Origin of the sequence: uncultured Henriciella sp., assembly GCF_964005855.1 — a bacterium.
Lineage (GTDB): Bacteria > Pseudomonadota > Alphaproteobacteria > Caulobacterales > Hyphomonadaceae > Henriciella.
This window is the reverse complement of the sequence record NZ_CAXFSW010000024.1, coordinates 1-21,174: the sequence shown is the minus strand read 5'-3', so window position 1 is coordinate 21,174 and position 21,174 is coordinate 1. Positions and strand designations below refer to the sequence as shown.

Genomic DNA, 21,174 nt, shown 5'->3' with positions numbered 1-21,174 from the left:
AACTCCAAACCTACCGAGATATTCTGCGCAATTATCATCTTTCGCCAGAATCAAAATTTGCGAATGGTGGTGGTGCGGACGTCGGTTTTACCGAGCGATTTCACGTCAAAGCCCGCCGAATTGTGATAGTTGGGAAAGAAGCAAACAAGGTAGGCCAATTTGGTGAGCCCGATCCAACATCAGAAGCAGTTGCCAAGTTCCTTCCCACGTAGGCTTTGGAGAGAAATCTTCTATCTTAACGCAACGATTACGTAGAAGCGTCGATCTTCTCTGACTACTTTGATCAAAATTGCACTTTTTTCGGCTTTGACCCCGTCAAAAATCTGACGCTTAAAATCTGACTCACTAGTAACGGCTGTTCCGCCTATCTCTACTATCAGATCACCCCGTCTTATTCCTGAGGCCGCAAGTAGGTGTCCGGCAGACAAATCAGTGACATACAAACCCGTTGAATTCACAGAGTTTGGTACTGAGGAAGGATTGATCCGACTGTTGGTTAAATCTATTCCAGCCTCAAATTGCTGGGCCCAAGCGCGGAATTCAGCGTCGGACGCATCGGAACCTGTATTTAAAGTGCTCTCAATCTCCGCAGAAGACTGTGCGAAAGTGCCGACATTGACGTTGAAGAGTACACCCAAAACTACGAGCGCGATCGCACTTTTGCTCTTCATTGAAAAAAATGCTGTCACTGTGTTACCTAGCTGGCAATGTGATTTTCTGAAGCAGCACGCACTATATCTTTAGGAGATAGAAAAGGGCTAGCGATACCCTCTTCTAAAATTTGCTCTACACCCTTCCTACCTGTCTTTATGGGTGGCTTAACCGCCAATACTGTTTTCCCTTGCAAGCGGGCTCTTCTAGCTGTGTCGACAGTTGCACTGTCGACTGAGCATTCAAACGCAATGAACACATTGCTGATCGCTGAAATGATGCGATCTCTCTGAAGAAGCCGCTCCAAAAACTCCGCGCTATTTACTTCAACGCTCTCATCATACTCCGAGAGGTACGCGCCGCTCGATTCAATTCCCCCCGCAATTGTAGGAGAGTTAAATTGATGGCCGGATAGGCCGAACTCGACTGGGTTTGCCAACACTGCGATAGTTAGAAGCTCATGCCTTTTGCGATCTATAGCTGCCAGGTGCGCAGCTAAATCGATTCCAGGCACGCCTCCTGAAATCAGAATGCAGCCCATCTCAGAAATTTGAGAACAGATACGATGTGCTTGTAAGAAACTCTCTACATTTGGTGAGCGGCTACCCCCAACAGAGACGAAGAGCTGCTCCCTAGAAAGAGGATGTTTAGATAGAAAATTTATCCGCTCAGGGACGGTTAACTCGTTCTTTTCATAATTTCGACGTAGCCCACTCCACTTATGGACAAATTCTAAATTCTCAGAACTTGAAAGTGAAGTTTGAGCGAAACTGTGAGCTTGATACAGCTGGCTAATGCGGTCGCGGGTTAATACGCTTCGGTGTAGTGTCACGGCAAACAGCCATCTAGATTATTGTGCTCAATGCCTATGTCGATTTTGTAAATCGCAGGAATATCGATTCCTCCCGAAGATGGCGGCTGCGAAATCCGTTCATTAAGGCTCAGTGTGTGGCTTTGAGCTACGTTGCAAGCTACGATTTGAATTCTGCTTCGCTCTGACGGAATAGAGAAGCTCACAAATCCTCTCGAGTCGCTTTCGAGATTGATTGAAAGTCCGAAACGGTCTCGAAGCGTTACTGATACTCCTTGGATCGACTCGTCAGCGCCATCCCTGAATCCGTTTCGGTTTCTGTCGAGGAAGACTTCACCAACCACGGATTTGAGCGAACTTGGTCGGGACTCTCCTTCTTGGGCTTCGGACTGAGGCCCCATGACGAATAGCAGCGCAAGTGCGACAGCAGTAAGGCCACCTAGCGTAGCAAGACTGTTGTAGTCTTTCCGATCGACACGATAGATCATCCAGCAACCGACCAAAGCTACAATGCCGAGAACGCCCACGCCAGCCAGCTTTTCGTACCCCAGCTGAGTCGCCAGCCACTCATTCATCATAGAAAAAAATATCTGTGCCACTCCCAAAGCAAGTGCGAAGAGGTTGTCAGTGGACCGATCATTTTTAGCAGCGGAAGTTGGCATGCCGGAAATCACCTTTTCTCATCGTACAAGGCTTTGCCCTAGTCTTTCGCAAGAAGAAGGTCCCAGAACAGTGCACTAAAGGCCGTGATGGCCATGTTGGAGGTGACAACCCCGAGAAACACGTCGCCAAAACCCGATCCCATGAGTTCGATAGTAGCTGCTTTGAGCTCTGCCGAGGCAAACACTGACGGTATTGCAAAGCCGAAAAAAATTGAAAAACCCATGATAGATACATTACGCATCGAAGAGAGGTCCGCTTTCACCGCATACCTTAAACCAATTCCCGCGATCATTCCGAAAAGCACGCAATAAAGTCCGCCCATTACTGGCGTAGGAATGCTGGCGAGAAGCGCTCCAACCACTGGCAGGAGCCCAGCCACCAGTAGAAGGCCTGCCGCCACCATCACGACCACTCGTGAAGCTACCCCGGTAATGCCGATAACGCCGATATTTTCTCCGTAGGAAGTTGTAGGGTTTGCCCCCATGAGACCCGCAAAGAAGCATCCAAATCCCTCCGCCATGATACCTTTATTGACGGTTTCCGGCGCCAGCTCTTCTGGATCTCTACGGGCTATATCATTCACAGCGTTGTAGTCACCAATCGATTCTACCGTCGAGACGAGGTACGCAATAATAAAAATTAGAAGAAACGACAGATCAAACTGCGGCATCCCCCAAGGGAAAATATAATTACTCAGCTTTATGGGGTTGCTGCTTGCGACATTAGTCAGATTAACAAAAGCGGCGCTCGACTCTTGAATTAAGCCGAACAAACTACCAGCCGCACAACCTACCCACAAAACACCGATAGCCAAAACCACCGGAAAAACAGAAGTCCATGATCGAACGTGAACTGAGTCGCGTGACCTAAAAGAGAGCCCGAAACTGAACACCATTATTAAGGCAATAGTGGTGAGGGCCAAAGGCCAATTGCTTGAAGCTTGATTGCCACCTACGCTAAAAAGCGATAGGCCAATAACCAATATCGTAGGGCCGATAACTACCGGCGTCAGCACTCTCTGAATTAGTCCGGCAACTTTAGATATTCCTAAGAACGACTGTAGTATCGCACCTACTATGATGGCGCCTGACGCATAAGCAAGTCCTTCGGCCCCAGAGTGGATGCTTGAAACGTAAAGCAAAGCTGGTAGGAAAGCGAAAGAACTCCCTTGAATGATAGGTAGGCGAGTTCCGAACCTCGTTTGGATGAGCGTAGCTAAGCCCATGGCGATTAGAACGTTTGAGATTAGTAGGGCCGTCTGGGCCGAATTCAGGCCGTAAGCGCCTGCTATTATCGAAGGAACTGCGACCGTCGCGCCTAACATTGTTAGAACGTGTTGAAGACCAAAAAGCGGCAGCACGCTGAGCTTTGGATGTTCGTCTATTTGGTAACGAAGCGCCTTCATAAAACCCTCCCCGAGAAAGCAATCTTAACGCTAGACGATGAAGCTGCGGTTTGCCAAGACCAAACAGGAAATAATGCGTATGTCAGACAAACGCCCAGTTTTAACTGTCGATTGTGTTGTAATCGCAAACGAAGAATTACTGCTGATTAAAAGAAAAAAGGATCCTTTTGAGGGATACTGGGCGTTGCCGGGCGGGCTTATGGAGGTAGGCGAAACCGCAGAGGCGGCGGCTGTCAGAGAGCTGTTTGAAGAAACGTCGCTAGATATCGCCCAGGATAGCTTGAAATTGATTGGTGTATTCAGCAATCCTTGCCGAGATCCGAGAGGACATTTAGTATCAATAGCCTTCCAATCGAGACTTAGAAAGAAACAGGAGGTCGTGGGAATGGATGATGCTATCGATGCCCGATGGCATCCTCTAAGTGAGTTGCCGGATATCGCGTTTGATCACTCCGAAATTGTGGAACTCGCTGTCCGAGGCAGCCCCAGCTAATAGTGTTGAAATTAGCTGGAAGCTCTTGCTCTGTTTTAAGCTTCATCACTTCAAAGCGGCTCAGCATGTTTCGTACTCTTTTAGCGGGAATCCGAGTTTGCTGACTAAATAGGCAAGGCATCCAGACGTATTTTGGAGCGACATCACTATACCCCCTCCCGGATGCGGGAGAGGGGTCAGGGGTGAGGGCTCCCACGTCTCGGACTAACTCGAGCTCAGCATCAAAACTCACTCCTCAGCAGCCCTCATCCCGTGCTCCGGCGCATCGCAGTGCGATGCTTCTCCCTCCGCACCTTCTCCCGCTGCCGGGAGAAGGGGGCGATAGACGAACCGCTTGCGCCATGTCTCAACCGAAACGATAGTCACGACATGAGCGAATACCCCTCAGCGCGCCGGGCCCGCAGCTTGCGCCAGCAAGCCAACACGCCAGAACAGAAAGCATGGGAGACGCTTCGTCAGCTGCGTGCAGAGGGCTACGCCGTAAGACGGCAAGTCGCGATTGAAGGGCTGACGGTGGATTTCGCGATCCGGTCTCTAAGGCTGGTGATCGAGATCGATGGCGCGATTCATGACCTTGAAGCGGTCCGCCAGAACGATGCCGAGCGCGACGCCAAACTCCGCACGGCCGGTTGGCAGGTCCTGCGAGTTCCGGCTAAGACAGCGATGAGCGCAGACCACATCATTGGCCTGGTCAGAGATGCAATCTCCAAACGCCGAACGGGCTGACCTCCCCCACTCCCGATTGCGGGCTGGGCCAGCCTGATTTTCTGTGGAGATCCACCAGATTTTTCGCAGCACCGCGAAAACACCGCCCAGAAACACCGTCCATGCACCATGGGTGCACCGTCGAAACGGGCGAGTTTCCGCGGCACTGTCCGACCGGAAAATCGAGATTGACGGGGGCCAGCTTCCAAGCGACGTTCGCCCCCATGCCCCCCTTTCATCTTGCCTTCCCCGTTCACGACCTTTCCGCCGCACGCAGCTTTTACGGAGAGCTTCTGGGCTGCCCGGAAGGCCGCTCCAGCCCGGACTGGGTCGATTTCGACTTCCATGGCCACCAGATCGTCGCGCACCTCGCGCCAGAGCTTTGTGGCGGGGGCCAGACAAGCAGCCCTGAGCCCGGCCCATCGCGAAGCGGGGGCCCGACGAACAAGGTGGACGGCAAGGGGGTTCCGGTTCGCCATTTCGGCCTTGTCCTGGATATGGAGAGCTGGGAAGCGCTCGCCCAACACCTTGAAGGCAAAGTAGATTTCGTGATCGAGCCCTATATCCGCTTCAAGGGGCAGCCGGGTGAGCAGGCGACCATGTTCTTTACCGACCCCTCCGGCAACGCCATCGAAATCAAGGCCTTCGCCGACATGTCCCGCCTCTTCGCCAAATAGGCTGGCTTAACCGAAGTTAATGAGCCTTGCCGGAACCGGTTTTCCCGAATGTCCGTTTCAGATGCGTAAGACCGCATTGAAAGGACCAGAAGAACAATGAAAAACCTTATGCGAAACAGTGCATTCGCCGCTGTTGCGACCGCTTTCGCCGCAACGGCAGCCCCCGCCTTCGCCGACCCGTCGCATTGCCCGCCGGGCCATGCCAAGAAAGGCTGGTGCTCACCTGACCGTGCCGATTATCGCGACCGCGACCGCTTCGATGACCGCCGCGACGAGCAGCGCGCCTACCGCGAAGGCTATGAAGACGGACAGCGCGACGCGATCCGCTATAATGGCCGCACCTATGACGACTACCGCGTGATCCGCGACTATGACCGCTATGGTCTCTCGGCCCCGCGTGACGGCTATTATTATGCCGAAGTGGACGGCGACATCGTCATGGTCCAGCTGGCGACCCAGCTCGTGACGCAGCTTCTGCAGTAGAGGCCGTCTGCCACCTCAAATCAAAGCCCCGGCCCTTGAAAAGCCGGGGCTTTTTTCTGTCTGACTGGCAGGCTGCACCCTAGCGCTCGCCGGCCTCCTGAACGCGCTCTTCCAGCCCCTCACAGGGCGCGGGCTCCAGCATCATGTCCAGCCCGTCCGGGACGGCGCCGCTCTCACTGAGATACCAGATCGCGCTGCTGCGCTGGCTGTCGCCATCGACATTCGTTTCTGTATCGAACGTCACCGCCGCGCTGTCGCCCAGCGATCCATTGCTCAGCGTCGTGCTGAAGGCGGCATAATAACCGGCCGCTTCCTGGTGGATGGTGCCGAAATTATCCCCGCTCACACGGCCGTCATCCATGACATTGACCTCAAGGCCTTCGGTGACGTTCTCATCATCGCGGAAATAGCAATAGGTGCCGGGCGTCAGCGGCTCTGCATCCGCCAGCGGGGAGACGATTTCCGGCAGCTTTTGCTGCTCTGGCGGCACTTCATTTCCCGTCTCTGCGCCTGCACTTTCCCCCGCATCCGGCGCTTCGGGCGGCTCGCCATCCTTGCCGCCACAGGCCGACAGAACAAGCAGGCTGGCGATCAGCAGATATCTCATCTTCAATTCCTCACTGCCAATGGAGATGGTCCAAAGACTCCCACCGGCGCTGCGTCATGACAAGCGATATCTCAATATAGTCTGTGAAGTCCGGGGATTGGACAAAAAGAAAGCCCCGCCGAGGGGAAGGCGGGGCTTTACAAGTGCTGAAACTGGCTGGGGCTTTCTGCCCTAGCTGTTCATTTCGGCGCGAAGCTTGGTTGCAAGCTCTGCGTCCATCTGGGCCATCTGTGCAATCTGTGTGAAGCGATCGGCCGACAGGCCTTCTTCATTGATGGCGGCAATCATCTGCTCCTGGGCATCGGCCTGGAGCTCCTTGGCCGCGGCCTCGTCACTGGCCGCCTTCAGCTGCGGGGTGACTTCTGCGGCGATTTCGCTGACCGCTTCATTGGCGGCCACGAACTGGCTTATTTCTGCATCGGTCACCGGCTCGATCTGCGGCTGGGCCTGCTGTGGCTGCGCCTCCTGCGGCACCGATTGCTGCGCGACGGCTGCGCCGCCTGCAAAGAGAGTTGCCGCGGCAATGGCGGCGGTCGCTGTGGTCCGGAACGTCTTGAGAGCCATGATTGGCCTCCTTTCTTCTTGGTCCGACCGTGACCCAAACAGATCGGGAGCAGGGCTTCAACCCGTGCACCCCTCAGATATACGCTTTGTAATATAATGATTTTTCATGACATACGGGTCATGGAGCGTCTCTGGCGTGCGCGCATGCATTGCCCCTGTTCAAACCCCCTCCGGCACATTATCTGATGGAGACGCACAAGGGCTGCGGCGTTCGAGGAAGCCAGCTGTCCGCCGACCTTACGTTCCGTCAAGGGAGCTGGCGCTGGGACTGGCCGTGGCCTATCCTAACCGGCACCCACCTAGTTACTAGGTCGACGGGACACGAGCGCCGAGACGGCGTCTGCGGTCCTTGTGCACCTCTTTCGCCTGATACCGGCTACGCCACGCCGCTTGACTTTGGACGCGGCGCGCGATGACAGGCTTGCTCACCATGCCCGCAAGTCTCGCCCCCCTTCTTCTCTGCCTTCTCTCGGCGGTTACGGTCGCCCTCGCCAATTTCGCGGTGAAGCGCGGCGGCGATGTGCTGAGCGCGCGCATGGTCCTGTCGATCACCTCGGCGCTATGTGTCCTGCCGTTCGCTTTCTTCGTGCCCTTTCCAGAAGCCGCGCTCTGGCCAGCCATTGCTGCTGCCATCACTGCGCACTGGGTCTACCAGTTCTTCATGATCCGGGCCCTTCACCGGGGTGATCTCTCCCTCGTCTTTCCGGTGATGCGCGGGCTCGCACCGCTCATGACAGCCATCATCGCGGTCTTTGTTCTGGATGAAATGCCGGGCCTTCTCGGCTGGGCCGGTCTTGGCCTGGCGACGCTCGCCCTTGTCATCTTCGCCCTGCCCACCGGACGCAGTCTTGAGCAGAAAACCCTCGATCAGACGGCGCTCTTCTGGGCCGGTCTCACCGCTGTCGGCATCGGCCTTTATTCTGTGACGGACGCCTATGGTGTGCGCCTTGCCGAGAACCGCTTCAGCTTCATAGTGTGGCTCTTCCTGCTCGACTGGCTCGGTACCACAGCGGTTGCGGTCTGGACGCGGCGCGGCCAGCTCTTCCGGCGATTGAGGCCGCAGCTCACAGGCGGCATTGTCGGCGGTGTCTCGTCGGTGATCTCCTATGGCGCAGCGTTGCTCGCCTTCTCGATGACCGAAGCGGCGACAGTGACCGCGCTGCGTGAAACCTCTGTCGTCTTTGGGGCCATACTGGGCGCGCTTTTCCTGAAAGAGGGGTTCGGCGCCCGGCGCGTCCTCGCCGCCCTTATCCTGGCCGGCGGCCTGCTTCTGCTCGAGGTCAATTTTTAATCCTGTCTTCGCACCTTGCTGCTAGGCGAGGCGCGATGAAACTGACCCGCCACCTTGCCGGCTATCTGCCCGCCAATATTGCGAGCGCGCTTGCCTCCTTCGGGGCCGTCTATGTGTTCACCCGGCTTCTGGGCGCTGAAGAATATGGCCGCTACGCGCTGATGCTGTCGGTCATGGCGCTCATCCATACGCTCACCCTTTCGCCGGGCGAGGCTGCCGCCTACCGCTATACCGGCCAGGCCCGCACGCGGGGCCAACAGGCACTCAGCGACCATTTCGCCACCGTGCAGGCTGTCCTGCTGCGCTCGCTTGTACTGGCCGCAGTCGCGATGATCATCCTGGCGCTCGCTGTCTCCCAGCTGCCCAGCTATCTCGGCATCCTGCCCTGGGTCGCTGTGCTCCTGCCGCTGAACACACTGATACAGGCGACGCTTGAGGCCCACCGCGCCAGCCAGCAGGTACCGCGCTATGTGCTGGTCTTTTCCTTCAGGCTTCTGGCAGGCTTTGGCCTCGGCGCCGTGATCGCCTGGCTGACCGGTCTTGGTGCCGCCGCCCCCTTTGCCGGTCTGACGCTCGCCGCTCTTATCGTCGCCATTCCGCAGCTCAGCTGGCTGATGCGCGCGGCCAGAGGAGGAACCGCGTCTCCAGAGCGCATCCGCGCCTATTACGCCTATGGCCTGCCCATCGCCGCCGCGCTCTCTCTCGACATCCTGCTCTCGGTCGCCGACCGCTTTCTGATCTCGCTGTTTCTTGGCGAGGCGGCGGTGGGGGCCTATGCCGCCGGTTATGGCGTGGCCGACAAGACAATCCTTCTCCTCTGCGCCTGGGCCGCCATGGCGGGCGCGCCGCTTGTCCTCGCCGCCTTTGAGGAAGACGGCCCGGAGGCCGCGAGCGCGCAGGCGCGCAGCCTTGTCTCGACCATTCTCTTCATCGGCGTTCCGGCCGTGACGGGTCTTGCCCTTGTCGCAGAACCGCTCGCCGAAGCGCTGATCGGTGAGGATGTGCGCGAAGGCGCCACCCGGATCATCCCCTGGATCGCCTTTGCCGGCCTGATGAACGGGCTCTTGATGCACTATTATTCAGAGGTCTTCCAGCTTGCCCAGAAGACCGGGGAACAGGCCATCCTGATGCTCATCCCGGCCGGGGTAAATATCGCCGCCAACCTGCTCCTTATTCCCTCGCTCGGCATTATTGGCGCGGTCATCGCCACAATTGTAAGCTATGCGCTTGGCATTCTGATCATCGCCCTGCGCGGCCGGCGCTACATCGCGTTTCCTTTCCCCGTCTGGCCTGCCCTCAAGATCGGTCTCGCCGCGCTCGCCATGTGGCCTGCGACCGCCTTCATTCCGGAATTTGGCAGCTGGGCAGAGCTCATCTGCAAGGCGGCGGCAGGCGCTGTAGTCTATGCAGCCGCTGCGCTACTCCTCGACGCTGGCGGTGCCAGATCATTCGTGCAAGACAGGCTTTCGAAATCTGACAGCGCACACGAGACGTAAGAGACAGCATGAGTGAACAACAAAGCGACCTCGACAAGGCAGCCGGCAAGGCGAACCAGATCTGGGGCGAACTCCTGCCGGTCATTTCCTTCGTCGCCGTCTACAATCTGATCCGTCTGGCGGACATCGATATCAGCACGACGATTGGCGGGCTGGAGCTGGCGGTGAACCCCGAGACCGCCCTCTACTGGGCGACCGGCGTACTGATCATCATGACGGTGGGCTTCATCTGTTACCGCCTTTTCTCAGGCGGGCGTGTCCCGCTCTTCACCCTGCTCAGCGCCGGGATCGTAGGCGCCTTCGGCATTATCGGCATCGTCCTGCAGGACAAGGGCTTCATCTATGCCAAGCCGACCATCCAGCAGCTGGTTCTGGCGGCCTTCATTTTCGGCTCTCTGGCCTTCGGTACCAATATCTGGAAGGTGATGTTCAAGTCGGTCTTCGACCTGCCTGACCATGCCTGGACCCAGCTTGCCATACGCTGGGGCGGCTATTTCGTCGTCATGGCCGCGGCGAATGAGTTCATCTGGCGCTATTTCGTGCCGCCGCTGGAGGATCCGCTCTATATCGCGGGCATTCTCTGGGCCCCGGCCGGCCAGTACGACTTCCTCGGCATCACCTTTGGCGCGCATAATTTCGAGGATGCCTGGGCAACCTGGTGGAAGCTCGGCACATGGGTCATCACCATCGCCTTCGGCGCCGCGAACGTGCCCTATACGATGAAACATCTTCGCGACAGCGATGAGGCGGAACGCCCCGCCGAAGGCAAGGCTAGCGCGTAACCTTGTCGGTGCCGTCCGGATTTCCATAGGCGACAAAGTCCGATCTGTGGCGCGTCTCTGCATAATGGGTCAGCGCCCAGACAACGGTCGGGAAGGCCAGCTCCGACCAGGGAATATCCTTCCAGTCAAAAAGCTGGACGTCGAGGCTTTCGGGCCCCGCCCTGAAGCCGGAAACCAGCCGCGCCCGGAACATGATCTGGACCTGGCCGATGCGCGGGATCGAATAGGTCGCCAGCATGCGGTCAATCTCGATATCGGCGCAGGCTTCCTCGTGTGCTTCGCGCTGGGCAGCTTCCTCGACTGTCTCGCCAAGCTCCATATAGCCGGCCGGCAGGGTCCAGAACCCCTTTCGCGGCTCGATCGCGCGCTTGCAGAGAAGGATCTGGTCGCCGCTCGTGACAACCGACCCGGCCACGATGCGCGGGTTGCGATAGTCGACAAAGCCGCAGGTGCCGCAGACCCTGCGTTCACGGTCGTCGCCGTCAGGTACGGCAAGCTCGAAGTTTTCTGAAATCGTCTGTGTCATGAACCTGTTATTGTATGGCGTTATTGGGAAATTTCATTGATCCGCACACGGTTTGTTTCCAGATACTGGCTAGCCTTCTGATCAGGAAGGCAGATGAGCAAGGATAGGACACGATGGCAGACGAGCAAGACAAGCAGGGTTTCGACCTCTCCTCCTCCCCGAGCCATCTTCTGCACCGCGCCCAGCAGGCCGCTGTCAATCTTTCTTCCGAAACGCTCTCAGCCCAAGGGCTGACCATCCGCCAGTTTGCGGTGCTTGCGGCCCTTGCCGCGGAAGAGGGACAAAGCCAGGCGAGCCTTGTTGACCGCACCGGCATAGACCGTTCCACACTCGCCGAAATGGTCCGCCGCATGGAAACCGCAGGCTATATCGAGCGCGTCACCTCGCAGGAAGATGCCCGCGCAAAGGCTGTCTCCCTCAAGCCCAAGGGCCGCGACGTCTATGAAGCCGCGCTACCGGGGGTCGAGGCGGCCGACAAGGAATTGCTCTCGGCCGTGCGTGCCAATCGCCGGACTGGCTTCATCATCTCGCTGAGCGCTATCGGCGCCCCGGAGGAAGAGCCGGATGTCGAGGAGGAGATGACGGACGAGGCGGAGGACATCGCGGACAAGGACAAGAAAGCCAAGCCGAAAAAGTCCAAGAAGGCCAAGGCCGAAAAGGGCTCGAAAAAGTCCGACAAGAAGAAGAAAAAGAAAAAGAAGAAATAAGCGGACCTAGCCGGCCAGAGCGGCGGCGACCTGTTCGCGGCGCTCTTCATCCAGCACGCCGCGAACATGCAGGATGATCTTGCCTTCCGGGTTGATCACGAATGTCTCCGGCACGCCGGTAAGCCCGAAATCCAGACCGCCTTGACCCGACCGGTCTGTCCCGATCTTCTCGAACGGATTGCCCAGCTCTTGCAGAAAGCCGCGCGTCGCTTCGGGCGCGTCCTTGTAGGCAAGGCCATAGACCTGTCCCGGAAACTCAGCCGCCAGCGCCGTGATGTCGCCATGCTCGGCCCGGCAGGGCGCGCACCAGCTCGCAAACAGGTTGACCATGACGGGCTTGTCACCGGGCGGCGGGGCGAATGAAATCTCCTGATCCGGCGCATCGAGCAGCGGGAAGGCCCGCGCCGGCGCGTCCCGCTCAGCCTTCGCGACGAAGATTTCCTCTTCCGGCTGCATCAATTGATACGCACCGAGAATGCCAAGCCCGCCAAGCAAGGCGAGCGGGAGGGCAGCCTGCCAGAGCTTCATGACTGACCTCGCGCGGCGTCGCGTTCGCCCTGCAGGCGCTCCAGCCGCTTCTTGGCATGGCCCGCCCGCATCAGGCTGTAGATGACCAGTCCCACCGGCACGATGAGGCCGATGGCATAGATGGCCCAGATGAAAGCGGCATTCTGTTCAAAGACCGGCAGCATCGTCTCAGGCCCCCGCCAGCTTGCGTGCGATCAACACGTCTGCCCGCCGGCGCCAGACCTCGGCGCGCACCAGCATCATGGTGAGGCCTGCAAAGAAGACCATGTGGCCAAGCCCGCCGATCAGAAGCGGGGTGAGATAGACCGGCGGCATGGCGGGCCCGTCGAGACGCAGCACGCTCGCATCCTGATGGATGGACGACCAGATATCGACCGAGAACTTGATCAGCGGCACATTTACCGCGCCGACCATGGCGAGGATAGCGCCCGCGCGCGCGGCCTTCTGGCGCGTCTCCATCGCCGCACGCAGCGCCATATAGCCTAGGAAGAGAAAGAACATCACCAGCACCGACATCATCCGCGCATCGTCCCAGAGCCACCATGTGCCCCAGGTCGGCTTGCCCCAGATCGAGCCCGTCGCAAGGCACATCGCGGTATAGGCAGCGCCCAGCGGGGCGATGGACTTGGCCGCCATATCAGCAAGCTCATGGCGCCAGACGAACCAGACGAGGCTGGTCACGGCAAGGCCCATATAGCTCGCCATGGCGAGCCAGGCAGACGGGACGTGGATGAACATGGCGCGCATGATATCGCCGCCCTGATAGTCATCCTGCGGCACGATCCACAGCCCCTGCCAGGCGCTCCAGACAATGAGTAGTGCGCCCACGCCGAGACAGGCTGGCGCCAGCCAGCGCGACAGCGCCATGAAACGGTGTGGATTGGCAAATGCCCTGATCATGGCTTCCCCTGATAAAGGTGTCTCAATCCACCGCCAAGCGCAGCGCCGCAGATGCGGCGAAAGGCGCAACAGCGAGCGCGAACAGCGTGGCGGCGGCAAGGAAGAGAAGGCTCGGCCCGCCCGGCCCTTCAACGGTGGCCAGCGCGCCAAAGATAGCGGTCGGCACGAAAAGCGGCAAGGCCAGCAAGGCGATAAGCAGACCGCCCCGGGCAACACTTGCCGCAAGCGCCCCTGCCACGCCGCCCCAGAGAAAAAAAGCGAGCCCGCCAAGACCATAGGCCAGCATGGCTGGAATGAGCGCGCCCGGATCGACCTGAAGTGCGATCCCGATGGGCGGGGTCAGAAGCACAAGCGGCAGACCGGAAATGATCCAGTGGGCGAGGATCTTGGCGGCAGCGACCAGAAAGAGCGGTGTCTCCTCCTGCGCCCAGAGTTCCAGCGCGCCGTCTTCGAGATCTGCCTGAAAGACCCGCTCCATGGAGACGAGCGAAGCCAGAGCCAGCGCGACCCAGAGAATGCCAGTACCGATGGAAGACAGCTGACTCGCCTCACTGCCCACGGTGAAGGGCACCAGCATCGCGGCGCCAGCAAAGAAGCCAATGGGGAGCAGCACGCCTGCCCCACCGGCCCAGGCTTCACCGAGCGCCTGACGAAAGGCTGCGCGCAAGGGAGACGGCGTTCTCACAGCTGCACCTCCCGGCTCGCTTCGAATGGCGCTTCGCCATGAAGGGCCGCGATCACTCCGCCGCCACTGGCCCTGTGCGCGTCGATCAGGCCGGTCACAAGGTCGCGGCCCTCCCGGTCCAGCGCCGAAAAAGGCTCATCGAGCAACCAGACCGGGCGCTCCGCCAGAAGAAGCCGCCCGATGGCGGTGCGACGCTTCTGTCCGGCAGACAGAAGCTGGCCCGCGACCTCGAATGGACGCTCCACGCCCATTTTCCGGGCGACCGCCAGCGGCTCTGCGCTGCTGCCCCAGACCCGGCCCCAATGGGTAAGGTGGGCGCGCGGCGTTTCATGCGGCTTCAGCCCGTTGCGGTGGCCGATCCAGTGGTGGCGGACGGTCCGCTCCACCGTGCCCGCATCGGGGCGCGAGAGACCGCCGAGCATGCGAAGCAGGGTCGATTTGCCGGCGCCGTTTATCCCGCGCAGGACGATCGCCTCCCCCCGACCCAGCTCCAGCGAAAGGTCGGAAAAGAGGATGCGTTCGCCCTTGATGGCGCCAAGTCCTGTCGCCTTGATCAGAAACTCTCGGCTCATGGCTGCGTTCTCTTCCAAGATGTCTCATCCTGCTGCAATTGCGTATGCCGCGCATCGACTATATGAGACAGGCAAACACGCGCAGCGCACCGGCGCGCGCCCACCGGACACATGCAAGAAGAGGTCACTCCCACGATGCCATCCCTCGACAGTTTCCATTCACGCCGCACGCTCGACGTCGACGGCAAGTCATACGTCTATTTCTCGCTTTCGGCCGCAGCCGAAAACGGTCTGGGCGATGTGTCACGCCTGCCCGCCTCGCTCAAGGTGCTGCTGGAAAACATGCTGCGCAATGAAGACGGCAAGACGGTCACCAAGGCCGACATTCTGGCCTTCAAGGAATGGCTCGACAAGAAGGGCGACATCAGCCACGAGATCGCCTACCGCCCGGCCCGCGTCCTGATGCAGGACTTCACCGGTGTGCCGGCCGTTGTTGACCTTGCCGCCATGCGCGATGCCGCCGAAAAGCTCGGCGCCGATGCAGAAGCCATCAATCCGCTGGTCCCAGTCGACCTCGTCATCGACCACTCCGTCATGGTCGACTTCTTCGGCGGACCGGAAAGCTTCGAGAAGAATGTGAAGGTCGAGTATGAGCGCAACCAGGAGCGTTATGAGTTCCTGCGCTGGGGCTCCAAGGCCTTCCGCAATTTCCGCGTTGTCCCGCCGGGCACCGGTATCTGTCACCAGGTGAATCTCGAATATCTTGGCCAGTCGGTCTGGACCAAGGAAGAAGACGGCGAGACCATCGCCTATTTCGACACCTGCGTCGGCACCGACTCCCACACCACGATGATCAACGGCCTGTCGGTCCTCGGCTGGGGCGTTGGCGGCATCGAGGCCGAAGCGGCCATGCTCGGCCAGCCGGTCTCCATGCTGATCCCGGAAGTCGTCGGCTTCAAGCTGACCGGCAAGCTCGCAGAAGGCGCAACCGCGACCGACCTCGTGCTGACCGTCACCCAGATGCTGCGCAAGCATGGCGTGGTCGGCAAGTTCGTCGAATTCTATGGTGAGGGCCTTGCGAACCTGACGCTCGAGGACGAAGCGACGATCTCCAACATGGCGCCGGAATATGGCGCCACTTGCGGCTTCTTCCCGGTCGATGAGGAAACGATCCAGTACCTCTCCGACACCGGCCGTGACCCGGAGCGCGTCAAGCTGGTCGAGGCCTATGCCAAGGCACAGGGCTACTGGCGCCCGGAACAGAAAGACCCGATCTACACGTCCAGTCTGGAGCTTGACCTCAGCAGCGTCGTGCCATCGCTTGCCGGCCCGAAACGCCCGCAGGACCGTGTCCTTCTCACCGAAGCCGACACCGCTTTCCGCGACGCGCTGAACGAGATCCGCGGCGGCGCCAAGGATCCTGACACCACGCCGGACACGAAGGGCGAGGCCCGCTTCCTCGATGAGGGCGCGACCAATGTCTATACCGATCCGGAAGCCTATGGCGTCTCCATGCACTCGGTCGAAGGCACGGATTTCCACATCCATGACGGCTCGGTCGTCATCGCGGCCATCACATCGTGCACCAACACCTCCAACCCGTCCGTCATGCTGGCCGCCGGCCTGCTGGCCCGCAACGCGCTGGAGAAGGGCCTCACCCGCAAGCCATGGGTAAAGACCTCGCTCGCACCGGGCTCCAAGGTCGTGACCGACTATCTCGCCCGCGCAGGCCTCCAGGACGATCTCGATGCCATGGGCTTCAACCTGGTCGGCTATGGCTGCACGACCTGTATCGGTAACTCCGGCCCGCTTCCGCCGGCCATTTCGAAGGCCGTGAGCGAGAATGACCTCGTCGTCGGCTCTGTCCTGTCAGGTAACCGTAACTTCGAAGGCCGTATCAGCCAGGATGTGCGCGCGAACTATCTCGCCTCCCCGCCGCTGGTCGTGGCCTATGCGATTGCAGGCTCGCTGCACATCAATCTGACCAGCGATCCGCTCGGCAAGGACAAGGACGGCAATGACGTCTACCTGAAGGACATCTGGCCATCTTCCAAGGAAATCGCCGACGTGATGCGCGAGTCCGTGACGCCGGAAATGTTCACTGAGCGCTATGGCGACGTCTTCAAGGGCGACGAGCACTGGCAGAATATCTCTGTGAGCGGCTCCAAGACCTATTCCTGGCCGCCGACCTCCACCTACGTGCAGAACCCGCCCTACTTCGAAGGTATGACGGTCGACCTGCCGGAAGCAGAAGACATCAAGGAAGCCCGCATCCTCGGTCTCTTTGCCGACTCCATCACGACCGACCACATCTCGCCGGCTGGCGCGATCAAACCGTCCAGCCCGGCCGGGCGCTATCTTCAGGAGCATCAGGTCGCCGTCACCGACTTCAACTCCTACGGTTCGCGCCGGGGGAACCACGAAGTCATGATGCGCGGCACCTTCGCCAATATTCGCATCAAGAACCAGATGGTGCCGGGCGTCGAAGGCGGCGTGACCATCCATCACCCGTCGGGTGAGCAGATGCCGATCTATGACGCGGCGATGAAGTACCAGGCGGACGATGTCCAGCTGGTCGTCTTCGCTGGCAAGGAATATGGCACAGGCTCCTCGCGCGACTGGGCAGCCAAGGGCACGATCCTTCTGGGCGTCGAAGCTGTGGTCGCCGAGAGCTTTGAGCGCATCCACCGCTCCAACCTGATCGGGATGGGCGTGCTGCCGCTGCAGTTCAAGGACGGCCAGTCCTGGCAGAGCCTTGGCCTCGATGGCTCCGAGCAGGTGTCAATTTCCGGCATCGACTCGATCAGCCCGCGTCAGGACCTCGATGTCACCATCAAGAAGGCCGATGGCTCCGAGCAGACTATCTCCACGCTGGTGCGGATCGATACCGAGAACGAACTCGACTATTACCGCAATGGCGGCATTCTCCATTATGTGCTGCGCAATCTGGCCCGTGAAGCGGCCTGATTTCTGCACGTAGAATGACAAATCTGCCGGATGCCGCTCCAGATTGGGGCGGCATCTGTCATTTCACGCCTTAGTGAATTCCAATCGGCGGTCAGGAACGGTATGGGCGCGACGATGAAAGCCATTCTCTCCACGCTTCTCGCGGCCCTTGCGCTCGTACCGGCAGCGCAGGCCGAGCGGCCTGTCCTGATCGAGCTCTTTGCCTCGCAGAACTGCAAGGTGTGCCCGCAGGCCTACAAGACCCTTCGGGCGGTTGAGAAGGCGCATGAGGGCGAGGTCTTCATCCTGACCTGGGCGGTCGATTACTGGGACTATCTCGGTGAGCCGGACCCGCTGGCCATCCCCGCCGCGACTGAGCGCCAGGCCGCCTATGCCGACCGGTTCGGACTGCGTGGGCCTTATACGCCGCAATCGGTCTATGATGGCGCCAAGGAATGCCCGGCCACCAAGGAAGAGACGATCAACGCCAATATCGATGACCGCCGGAAGGTTGCCGATACGCTGGACATCGAGGTCTCGGCCGGGGATGGCAAACGCTTCGCGGTGGATGGCGCACTTCCGGCACCGGCGGACATTCATCTTGTAAGCTATGTGCCCGAAGAGGACGCCTTTAACGGCATGGTCAATCCGGTCGTCTCAACCCGCAAGCTCGGTGTGTGGACCGGCGGGCCGGTCACATTTTCCTATACGTGTGAGAGAGCCTGCGCCGTGATTGTGCAGGAACGCGGCTTCGGCCAGGTGCTTGCCGCACGACCGCTGCAAGCCCGTCCCGACTAGGCCCTGGAGCCTTCCACCATCAGGATTTGGTGGAGAGATTGTCGAGCTGCTGCTGCATCAGCTGCATCTGCGCCTTGAGCGCGGCCATGGCCTCATCGCGCTCTTCATTGGCAGCCTTTTCCGATGAGGACGCTTTCGGCTCAGCCGGCTCGGCGCGCCGGGTGCTGCCCGCGGAGGCCGCTGCCGCCGGGGCGGCAAACATCTTCATCGCCTGTTCGAACATTTCCATATTGCGGCGGGTCTGCTTCTCGAAGAAGGCCATCGGATGGGTGCCGCCCATCGCCTTTTTCCACCGCTCCTGGCTTTCGGCGAAGCTGTTCATGCTCATGTCCAGCCAGGCCGGAAGCATATTCTGGGCGCCGCCGCCATAGAAACCGATCAGCTGGCGCAGGAAGGAAAGCGGCAGTGCGCCATCGCCTTTTGTTTCTTTCTCGAAGATGATCTGGGTCAGGACCGACCGGGTCAGGTCCTCGCCGGACTTGGCGTCGCGCACTTCGAAATCCACCTCACGGCGGACAAGATCTGCCAGATGGTCCAGCGTGACATAGGAGGAGGTGGACGTGTCATAGAGCCGCCGGTTGGCGTACTTCTTGATGATAACTGTGTCACTGGACCCGTTTGCCTTGGTCATTTCCTGCCCTTCAATGCGCCGTATGCGGCGATTCTTGTTCGTGATTTTGACCTAGGATGGCATGAAATCGCGAGACTTTCAAAATCGTGTATCCTGATTTAACAGACCTAAGCTTACATAAGGTTGAGCAAACGCAACAAAAATTTTTGCTGCGCAACATTTCTGGAGGAGAAATATGGCAAAAGTCGCACTGGTTACAGGTGGCACGAGGGGGATTGGACGCGCCATCAGCGAACGGCTGAAAGCCGATGGTTTCGATGTCGCGGCAAACTTTGCCGGCAATGAGGAGGCCGCACGTCAGTGCGAAGCCGACCTCGGCGTCAAATGCTACAAATTCGACGTCGCAAGCTATGAAGCGACCGGCGAAGCGCTGAAACAGATCGAGAGCGATCTCGGCCCCGTCGATGTGGTGGTCAACAATGCGGGCATTACGCGCGACGCGCCCTTCCACAAGATGACGCTTGAACAGTGGAATGAGGTGATCAACACCGACCTCACCTCCGCCTTCAATGTCACCCGGCAGGTCTGGGATGGCATGCGTGAGCGCGGCTGGGGCCGGATTATCAACATCTCCTCGATCAACGGGCAGAAGGGCCAGTTCGGCCAGGCAAACTATTCGGCCGCCAAGGCCGGCCTGATCGGCTTTACCAAGGCGCTGGCCCAGGAAGGCGCCAAGAAGGGCATCACCGTGAACGTGGTCGCGCCCGGCTATATCGACACCGAAATGGTGCGCGCGGTGCCGGAAAAGGTGCTGGAAAGCATTATTTCGACCATCCCTGTCGGCCGTCTCGGCAAGGCTGAGGAGATCGCCTCCATGTGTTCCTATCTCTCGTCCGATGAGGCCGGCTTCATCACCGGTGCGACGATGACGGTGAACGGCGCGCAGTATATCGCAGGCTAGTTCCTGTCGGATATATCCTGGACATGAAGCGGATGGACGAGCTCAAGCCGTCCATCCGCAACCCAGCCACGCACCTCTACCCTGGTGCCCGGCGGCAAGTCGCAAACCGCGTCTGCGGCGTGGCCGACATCAATGATAAGCGCGCTTCCTTCTGTCCGGCGTGAACAGGCGGGTGGGCCGCCATAGGTGTCCTCTGGCAGAGGCGCCTCGTCCGCGAGCTCTGCCCATACCAGCATGAAACCGCGCGCATCGGGCGTAAGCGCGCGGGCCTGCGCAGGCAGATAGGCCGCTTCTTTCCAGAGCCCCGCCCTTTGTGCACGGGCCTCGGTTTCAGCCGCGGCCAGCGCCTCGCTCGCCCGGTCGGTATCTGGATAGATGCGCAGACGCGCCCCGCCGCGCCGCAGCATCTCGGCGTTGAGCCAGTAATGCGGCCCCTTGGCGTCCGCCGTCTCGACATGCGCGAGCGCGCGGTCATAGCGGTCACGGGTCATACCCGGATAGTAAAGGCGCACGGCCCGGCCCATGACGAGGTCGTCCAGCATACGTGACGACGCTTCGGCATAGGGTTCGGGGTCCTTCTCACGCCAGTTCATGGCCGGCGCCTCCAGTCCGACAAGCCGCACGCTCTGACCGGTATCGAGGACAAGCGCATCACCATCGATGATGCGCACGACCCTGCCGCGCTCACCTTGCTGCATGTCCGAGAAGGGGCCAGAGCGGCCACAGGCGGTGACAAGGAGCAGGCCAGCTGCCGCGGCGACAAAAGCTTTGAACATGGCGCCCCCTTCTAACCCGGCCAAAAACACGCTATCGCCAACCCTATGCGACCCCGTAGCTCAGCAGGATAGAGCAACAGATTCCTAATCTGTAGGTCACAGGTTCAAATCCTGTCGGGGTCGCCAGTTTTTCTTTTATAGGGCTTGTTCGTTTTGATCCCCGCTTCGCGATGGATCGGGCTCAGGGCTGCCTTGCTTGGTCTCCGCTTCACTTTGCTCCGCGATGAGGTCGAGGGGGGCTTTAGAGAGCTAAAACCAGCAGGTGCGGCCGCAGGCCCGGTGGGGCTACGGTCATGATCCCGGTTTTTACGGACCTGCTTTCGCAGGCGTTTTCGGAGAGCGGGGAAGTTTGGTGTGTGCCCGCGCCCGTCCTTCGACGTCGCTCAGGATGATCGCTTTGGCTGTGCGGTTCAGAGCTTCAGGGTGGATGAAGGTCGAGCTCCGAAACACGAACAATGCTGCAGGGGTCGCGACCGAGGCTCACAGTTGCCCGCCGAGCTCTTATGGGCGCAAGACCGGAGAGCGGCAGCCCGTCCATGCCCAGCCCCGGGGTGAGCTTTTCCCAGGGCGCGCGTGGCGCAAACCTTGTCCAGTCATTGGGGTCCGGTTTGTCGCCGAAGGCCTGGAGGGTGATGT

At 59.5% G+C, this 21,174-nt stretch carries 26 protein-coding genes, 1 tRNA gene, 1 other RNA gene and 1 pseudogene; 14 read left to right on the top strand and 15 right to left on the bottom strand.

Annotation, left to right across the window (positions count from 1 at the left end; translation table 11 throughout):
* Positions 1–212: hypothetical protein (locus ABNU55_RS14750; protein ID WP_348764509.1), on the top strand; the 212-nt coding region annotated here is incomplete at its 5' end.
* Positions 213–230: 18 nt separating this feature from the next.
* On the opposite strand, the gene ABNU55_RS14745 is transcribed toward ABNU55_RS14750, so the two are convergent.
* From ABNU55_RS14745 to ABNU55_RS14730, 4 genes are read right to left on the bottom strand one after another with little or no spacing between them, the layout of a single operon-like run.
* Entirely contained in the window at positions 231–689 is a 459-nt protein-coding gene (locus ABNU55_RS14745; protein WP_290748759.1) for a PDZ domain-containing protein, read from the bottom strand.
* An 8-nt stretch (positions 690–697) separates the two neighbouring features.
* A complete protein-coding gene (locus ABNU55_RS14740; RefSeq protein ID WP_290748757.1) occupies positions 698–1,483 on the bottom strand; it encodes a DNA-processing protein DprA in 786 nt (261 codons plus the stop codon).
* Positions 1,480–2,124, bottom strand: coding sequence for a hypothetical protein (locus tag ABNU55_RS14735; RefSeq protein ID WP_290748755.1), 645 nt, complete (start codon positions 2,122–2,124; stop codon positions 1,480–1,482). The genes ABNU55_RS14740 and ABNU55_RS14735 overlap by 4 nt, the downstream gene beginning before the upstream one ends.
* Positions 2,125–2,162: 38 nt before the next feature.
* Entirely contained in the window at positions 2,163–3,530 is a 1,368-nt protein-coding gene (locus ABNU55_RS14730) for a solute carrier family 23 protein (protein ID WP_290748753.1), read from the bottom strand.
* Between the two features lie 79 nt (positions 3,531–3,609).
* Here ABNU55_RS14730 and ABNU55_RS14725 point away from each other — a divergent pair, with 79 nt between their 5' ends.
* The 4 genes from ABNU55_RS14725 (at position 3,610) to ABNU55_RS14710 (ending at position 5,888) form a co-directional block, all read left to right on the top strand.
* Complete coding sequence (locus ABNU55_RS14725) at positions 3,610–4,023, top strand: NUDIX hydrolase (RefSeq protein WP_290748751.1); 414 nt, start codon at positions 3,610–3,612, stop codon at positions 4,021–4,023.
* A gap of 369 nt (positions 4,024–4,392) precedes the next feature.
* Positions 4,393–4,749, top strand: coding sequence for a DUF559 domain-containing protein (locus ABNU55_RS14720; protein ID WP_290748749.1), 357 nt, complete (start codon positions 4,393–4,395; stop codon positions 4,747–4,749).
* Between the two features lie 203 nt (positions 4,750–4,952).
* The gene (locus ABNU55_RS14715; RefSeq protein ID WP_290748748.1) at positions 4,953–5,405 is read left to right on the top strand and encodes a VOC family protein; all 453 of its coding nucleotides are present in this window, start codon (positions 4,953–4,955) and stop codon (positions 5,403–5,405) included.
* A 96-nt stretch (positions 5,406–5,501) separates the two neighbouring features.
* Positions 5,502–5,888: an RcnB family protein gene (locus tag ABNU55_RS14710; RefSeq protein WP_290748745.1), complete on the top strand. Its 387-nt coding sequence runs from the start codon at positions 5,502–5,504 to the stop codon at positions 5,886–5,888.
* A gap of 79 nt (positions 5,889–5,967) precedes the next feature.
* On the opposite strand, the gene ABNU55_RS14705 is transcribed toward ABNU55_RS14710, so the two are convergent.
* Both ABNU55_RS14705 and ABNU55_RS14700 read right to left on the bottom strand, forming a co-directional pair.
* A complete protein-coding gene (locus ABNU55_RS14705) occupies positions 5,968–6,495 on the bottom strand; it encodes a hypothetical protein (protein ID WP_290748743.1) in 528 nt (175 codons plus the stop codon).
* Positions 6,496–6,666: 171 nt separating this feature from the next.
* Positions 6,667–7,059 (bottom strand): DUF4168 domain-containing protein, encoded by a 393-nt coding sequence (locus ABNU55_RS14700; protein WP_290748741.1) that lies wholly within the window; start codon positions 7,057–7,059, stop codon positions 6,667–6,669.
* 196 nt (positions 7,060–7,255) lie between these two features.
* Between ABNU55_RS14700 and ssrS the strand changes: the two genes are divergently transcribed.
* The 4 genes from ssrS (at position 7,256) to ABNU55_RS14680 (ending at position 10,628) form a co-directional block, all read left to right on the top strand.
* Positions 7,256–7,412, top strand: a non-coding RNA gene (gene ssrS / locus ABNU55_RS14695) — 6S RNA.
* A 59-nt stretch (positions 7,413–7,471) separates the two neighbouring features.
* Complete coding sequence (locus tag ABNU55_RS14690) at positions 7,472–8,350, top strand: DMT family transporter (RefSeq protein WP_290748737.1); 879 nt, start codon at positions 7,472–7,474, stop codon at positions 8,348–8,350.
* Positions 8,351–8,385: 35 nt separating this feature from the next.
* Positions 8,386–9,846, top strand: coding sequence for a lipopolysaccharide biosynthesis protein (locus ABNU55_RS14685; RefSeq protein ID WP_290748735.1), 1,461 nt, complete (start codon positions 8,386–8,388; stop codon positions 9,844–9,846).
* A gap of 8 nt (positions 9,847–9,854) precedes the next feature.
* Positions 9,855–10,628 (top strand): septation protein IspZ, encoded by a 774-nt coding sequence (locus tag ABNU55_RS14680; RefSeq protein ID WP_290748732.1) that lies wholly within the window; start codon positions 9,855–9,857, stop codon positions 10,626–10,628.
* On the opposite strand, the gene ABNU55_RS14675 is transcribed toward ABNU55_RS14680, so the two are convergent.
* Positions 10,618–11,154 carry an NUDIX hydrolase gene (locus ABNU55_RS14675; RefSeq protein ID WP_290748729.1) on the bottom strand — a complete coding sequence of 179 codons (537 nt, stop codon included), beginning with the start codon at positions 11,152–11,154 and terminating at the stop codon, positions 10,618–10,620. The two genes, ABNU55_RS14680 and ABNU55_RS14675, sit on opposite strands and share 11 nt — an antisense overlap.
* A gap of 113 nt (positions 11,155–11,267) precedes the next feature.
* Here ABNU55_RS14675 and ABNU55_RS14670 point away from each other — a divergent pair, with 113 nt between their 5' ends.
* Positions 11,268–11,861, top strand: coding sequence for a MarR family transcriptional regulator (locus ABNU55_RS14670; RefSeq protein ID WP_290748727.1), 594 nt, complete (start codon positions 11,268–11,270; stop codon positions 11,859–11,861).
* 6 nt (positions 11,862–11,867) lie between these two features.
* Here the strand turns inward: ABNU55_RS14670 and ABNU55_RS14665 are convergent, their stop codons facing one another.
* The 5 genes from ABNU55_RS14665 to ccmA are packed head-to-tail and all read right to left on the bottom strand — an operon-like array spanning position 11,868 to position 14,546.
* Entirely contained in the window at positions 11,868–12,389 is a 522-nt protein-coding gene (locus ABNU55_RS14665) for a redoxin family protein (RefSeq protein WP_290748725.1), read from the bottom strand.
* A complete protein-coding gene (locus ABNU55_RS14660; protein WP_290748723.1) occupies positions 12,386–12,553 on the bottom strand; it encodes a heme exporter protein CcmD in 168 nt (55 codons plus the stop codon). Before ABNU55_RS14660 ends, ABNU55_RS14665 begins: the two co-directional genes overlap by 4 nt.
* 4 nt (positions 12,554–12,557) lie before the next feature.
* Entirely contained in the window at positions 12,558–13,289 is a 732-nt protein-coding gene (gene ccmC, locus ABNU55_RS14655; protein ID WP_290748721.1) for a heme ABC transporter permease CcmC, read from the bottom strand.
* A gap of 22 nt (positions 13,290–13,311) precedes the next feature.
* Positions 13,312–13,974, bottom strand: a complete 663-nt coding sequence (locus ABNU55_RS14650; protein ID WP_290748718.1) for a heme exporter protein CcmB — start codon at positions 13,972–13,974, stop codon at positions 13,312–13,314.
* Positions 13,971–14,546 (bottom strand): heme ABC exporter ATP-binding protein CcmA, encoded by a 576-nt coding sequence (gene ccmA / locus ABNU55_RS14645; protein WP_290748716.1) that lies wholly within the window; start codon positions 14,544–14,546, stop codon positions 13,971–13,973. Before ccmA ends, ABNU55_RS14650 begins: the two co-directional genes overlap by 4 nt.
* Before the next feature lie 135 nt (positions 14,547–14,681).
* Between ccmA and acnA the strand changes: the two genes are divergently transcribed.
* Positions 14,682–17,453, top strand: a complete 2,772-nt coding sequence (gene acnA / locus ABNU55_RS14640; protein WP_290748713.1) for an aconitate hydratase AcnA — start codon at positions 14,682–14,684, stop codon at positions 17,451–17,453.
* A gap of 30 nt (positions 17,454–17,483) precedes the next feature.
* Complete coding sequence (locus ABNU55_RS14635; protein WP_348764508.1) at positions 17,484–18,230, top strand: DUF1223 domain-containing protein; 747 nt, start codon at positions 17,484–17,486, stop codon at positions 18,228–18,230.
* 19 nt (positions 18,231–18,249) lie between these two features.
* On the opposite strand, the gene phaR is transcribed toward ABNU55_RS14635, so the two are convergent.
* The gene (phaR, locus tag ABNU55_RS14630; protein WP_290748709.1) at positions 18,250–18,861 is read right to left on the bottom strand and encodes a polyhydroxyalkanoate synthesis repressor PhaR; all 612 of its coding nucleotides are present in this window, start codon (positions 18,859–18,861) and stop codon (positions 18,250–18,252) included.
* A 175-nt stretch (positions 18,862–19,036) separates the two neighbouring features.
* Between phaR and ABNU55_RS14625 the strand changes: the two genes are divergently transcribed.
* Positions 19,037–19,762, top strand: a complete 726-nt coding sequence (locus tag ABNU55_RS14625; RefSeq protein WP_290748707.1) for a beta-ketoacyl-ACP reductase — start codon at positions 19,037–19,039, stop codon at positions 19,760–19,762.
* Here ABNU55_RS14625 and ABNU55_RS14620 read toward each other — a convergent pair.
* Complete coding sequence (locus tag ABNU55_RS14620) at positions 19,759–20,538, bottom strand: thermonuclease family protein (protein ID WP_290748704.1); 780 nt, start codon at positions 20,536–20,538, stop codon at positions 19,759–19,761. The two genes, ABNU55_RS14625 and ABNU55_RS14620, sit on opposite strands and share 4 nt — an antisense overlap.
* A 49-nt stretch (positions 20,539–20,587) precedes the next feature.
* Here ABNU55_RS14620 and ABNU55_RS14615 point away from each other — a divergent pair.
* Positions 20,588–20,664: transfer RNA gene (locus ABNU55_RS14615), tRNA-Arg, on the top strand.
* Positions 20,665–20,956: 292 nt separating this feature from the next.
* On the opposite strand, the pseudogene ABNU55_RS14610 reads toward ABNU55_RS14615, so the two are convergent.
* Positions 20,957–21,174, bottom strand: a pseudogene (locus ABNU55_RS14610) (hypothetical protein); the annotation flags it as partial.

Bases quoted from the DNA above. Each gene is read 5' to 3' on its own strand.
- phaR (WP_290748709.1), bottom strand. From the start codon at position 18,861: ATGACCAAGGCAAACGGGTCCAGTGACACAGTTATCATCAAGAAGTAC.
- ABNU55_RS14660 (WP_290748723.1), bottom strand. From the start codon at position 12,553: ATGCTGCCGGTCTTTGAACAGAATGCCGCTTTCATCTGGGCCATCTAT.
- ABNU55_RS14710 (WP_290748745.1), top strand. From the start codon at position 5,502: ATGAAAAACCTTATGCGAAACAGTGCATTCGCCGCTGTTGCGACCGCT.
- ABNU55_RS14670 (WP_290748727.1), top strand. From the start codon at position 11,268: ATGGCAGACGAGCAAGACAAGCAGGGTTTCGACCTCTCCTCCTCCCCG.
- ABNU55_RS14715 (WP_290748748.1), top strand. From the start codon at position 4,953: ATGCCCCCCTTTCATCTTGCCTTCCCCGTTCACGACCTTTCCGCCGCA.
- ccmC (WP_290748721.1), bottom strand. From the start codon at position 13,289: ATGATCAGGGCATTTGCCAATCCACACCGTTTCATGGCGCTGTCGCGC.
- ABNU55_RS14690 (WP_290748737.1), top strand. From the start codon at position 7,472: ATGACAGGCTTGCTCACCATGCCCGCAAGTCTCGCCCCCCTTCTTCTC.
- ABNU55_RS14720 (WP_290748749.1), top strand. From the start codon at position 4,393: ATGAGCGAATACCCCTCAGCGCGCCGGGCCCGCAGCTTGCGCCAGCAA.
- ABNU55_RS14625 (WP_290748707.1), top strand. From the start codon at position 19,037: ATGGCAAAAGTCGCACTGGTTACAGGTGGCACGAGGGGGATTGGACGC.
- ABNU55_RS14680 (WP_290748732.1), top strand. From the start codon at position 9,855: ATGAGTGAACAACAAAGCGACCTCGACAAGGCAGCCGGCAAGGCGAAC.
- ABNU55_RS14705 (WP_290748743.1), bottom strand. From the start codon at position 6,495: ATGAGATATCTGCTGATCGCCAGCCTGCTTGTTCTGTCGGCCTGTGGC.
- ABNU55_RS14685 (WP_290748735.1), top strand. From the start codon at position 8,386: ATGAAACTGACCCGCCACCTTGCCGGCTATCTGCCCGCCAATATTGCG.
- acnA (WP_290748713.1), top strand. From the start codon at position 14,682: ATGCCATCCCTCGACAGTTTCCATTCACGCCGCACGCTCGACGTCGAC.
- ABNU55_RS14675 (WP_290748729.1), bottom strand. From the start codon at position 11,154: ATGACACAGACGATTTCAGAAAACTTCGAGCTTGCCGTACCTGACGGC.
- ABNU55_RS14635 (WP_348764508.1), top strand. From the start codon at position 17,484: ATGCCGCTCCAGATTGGGGCGGCATCTGTCATTTCACGCCTTAGTGAA.
- ABNU55_RS14730 (WP_290748753.1), bottom strand. From the start codon at position 3,530: ATGAAGGCGCTTCGTTACCAAATAGACGAACATCCAAAGCTCAGCGTG.
- ccmA (WP_290748716.1), bottom strand. From the start codon at position 14,546: ATGAGCCGAGAGTTTCTGATCAAGGCGACAGGACTTGGCGCCATCAAG.
- ABNU55_RS14735 (WP_290748755.1), bottom strand. From the start codon at position 2,124: ATGCCAACTTCCGCTGCTAAAAATGATCGGTCCACTGACAACCTCTTC.
- ABNU55_RS14700 (WP_290748741.1), bottom strand. From the start codon at position 7,059: ATGGCTCTCAAGACGTTCCGGACCACAGCGACCGCCGCCATTGCCGCG.
- ABNU55_RS14665 (WP_290748725.1), bottom strand. From the start codon at position 12,389: ATGAAGCTCTGGCAGGCTGCCCTCCCGCTCGCCTTGCTTGGCGGGCTT.
- ABNU55_RS14725 (WP_290748751.1), top strand. From the start codon at position 3,610: ATGTCAGACAAACGCCCAGTTTTAACTGTCGATTGTGTTGTAATCGCA.
- ABNU55_RS14620 (WP_290748704.1), bottom strand. From the start codon at position 20,538: ATGTTCAAAGCTTTTGTCGCCGCGGCAGCTGGCCTGCTCCTTGTCACC.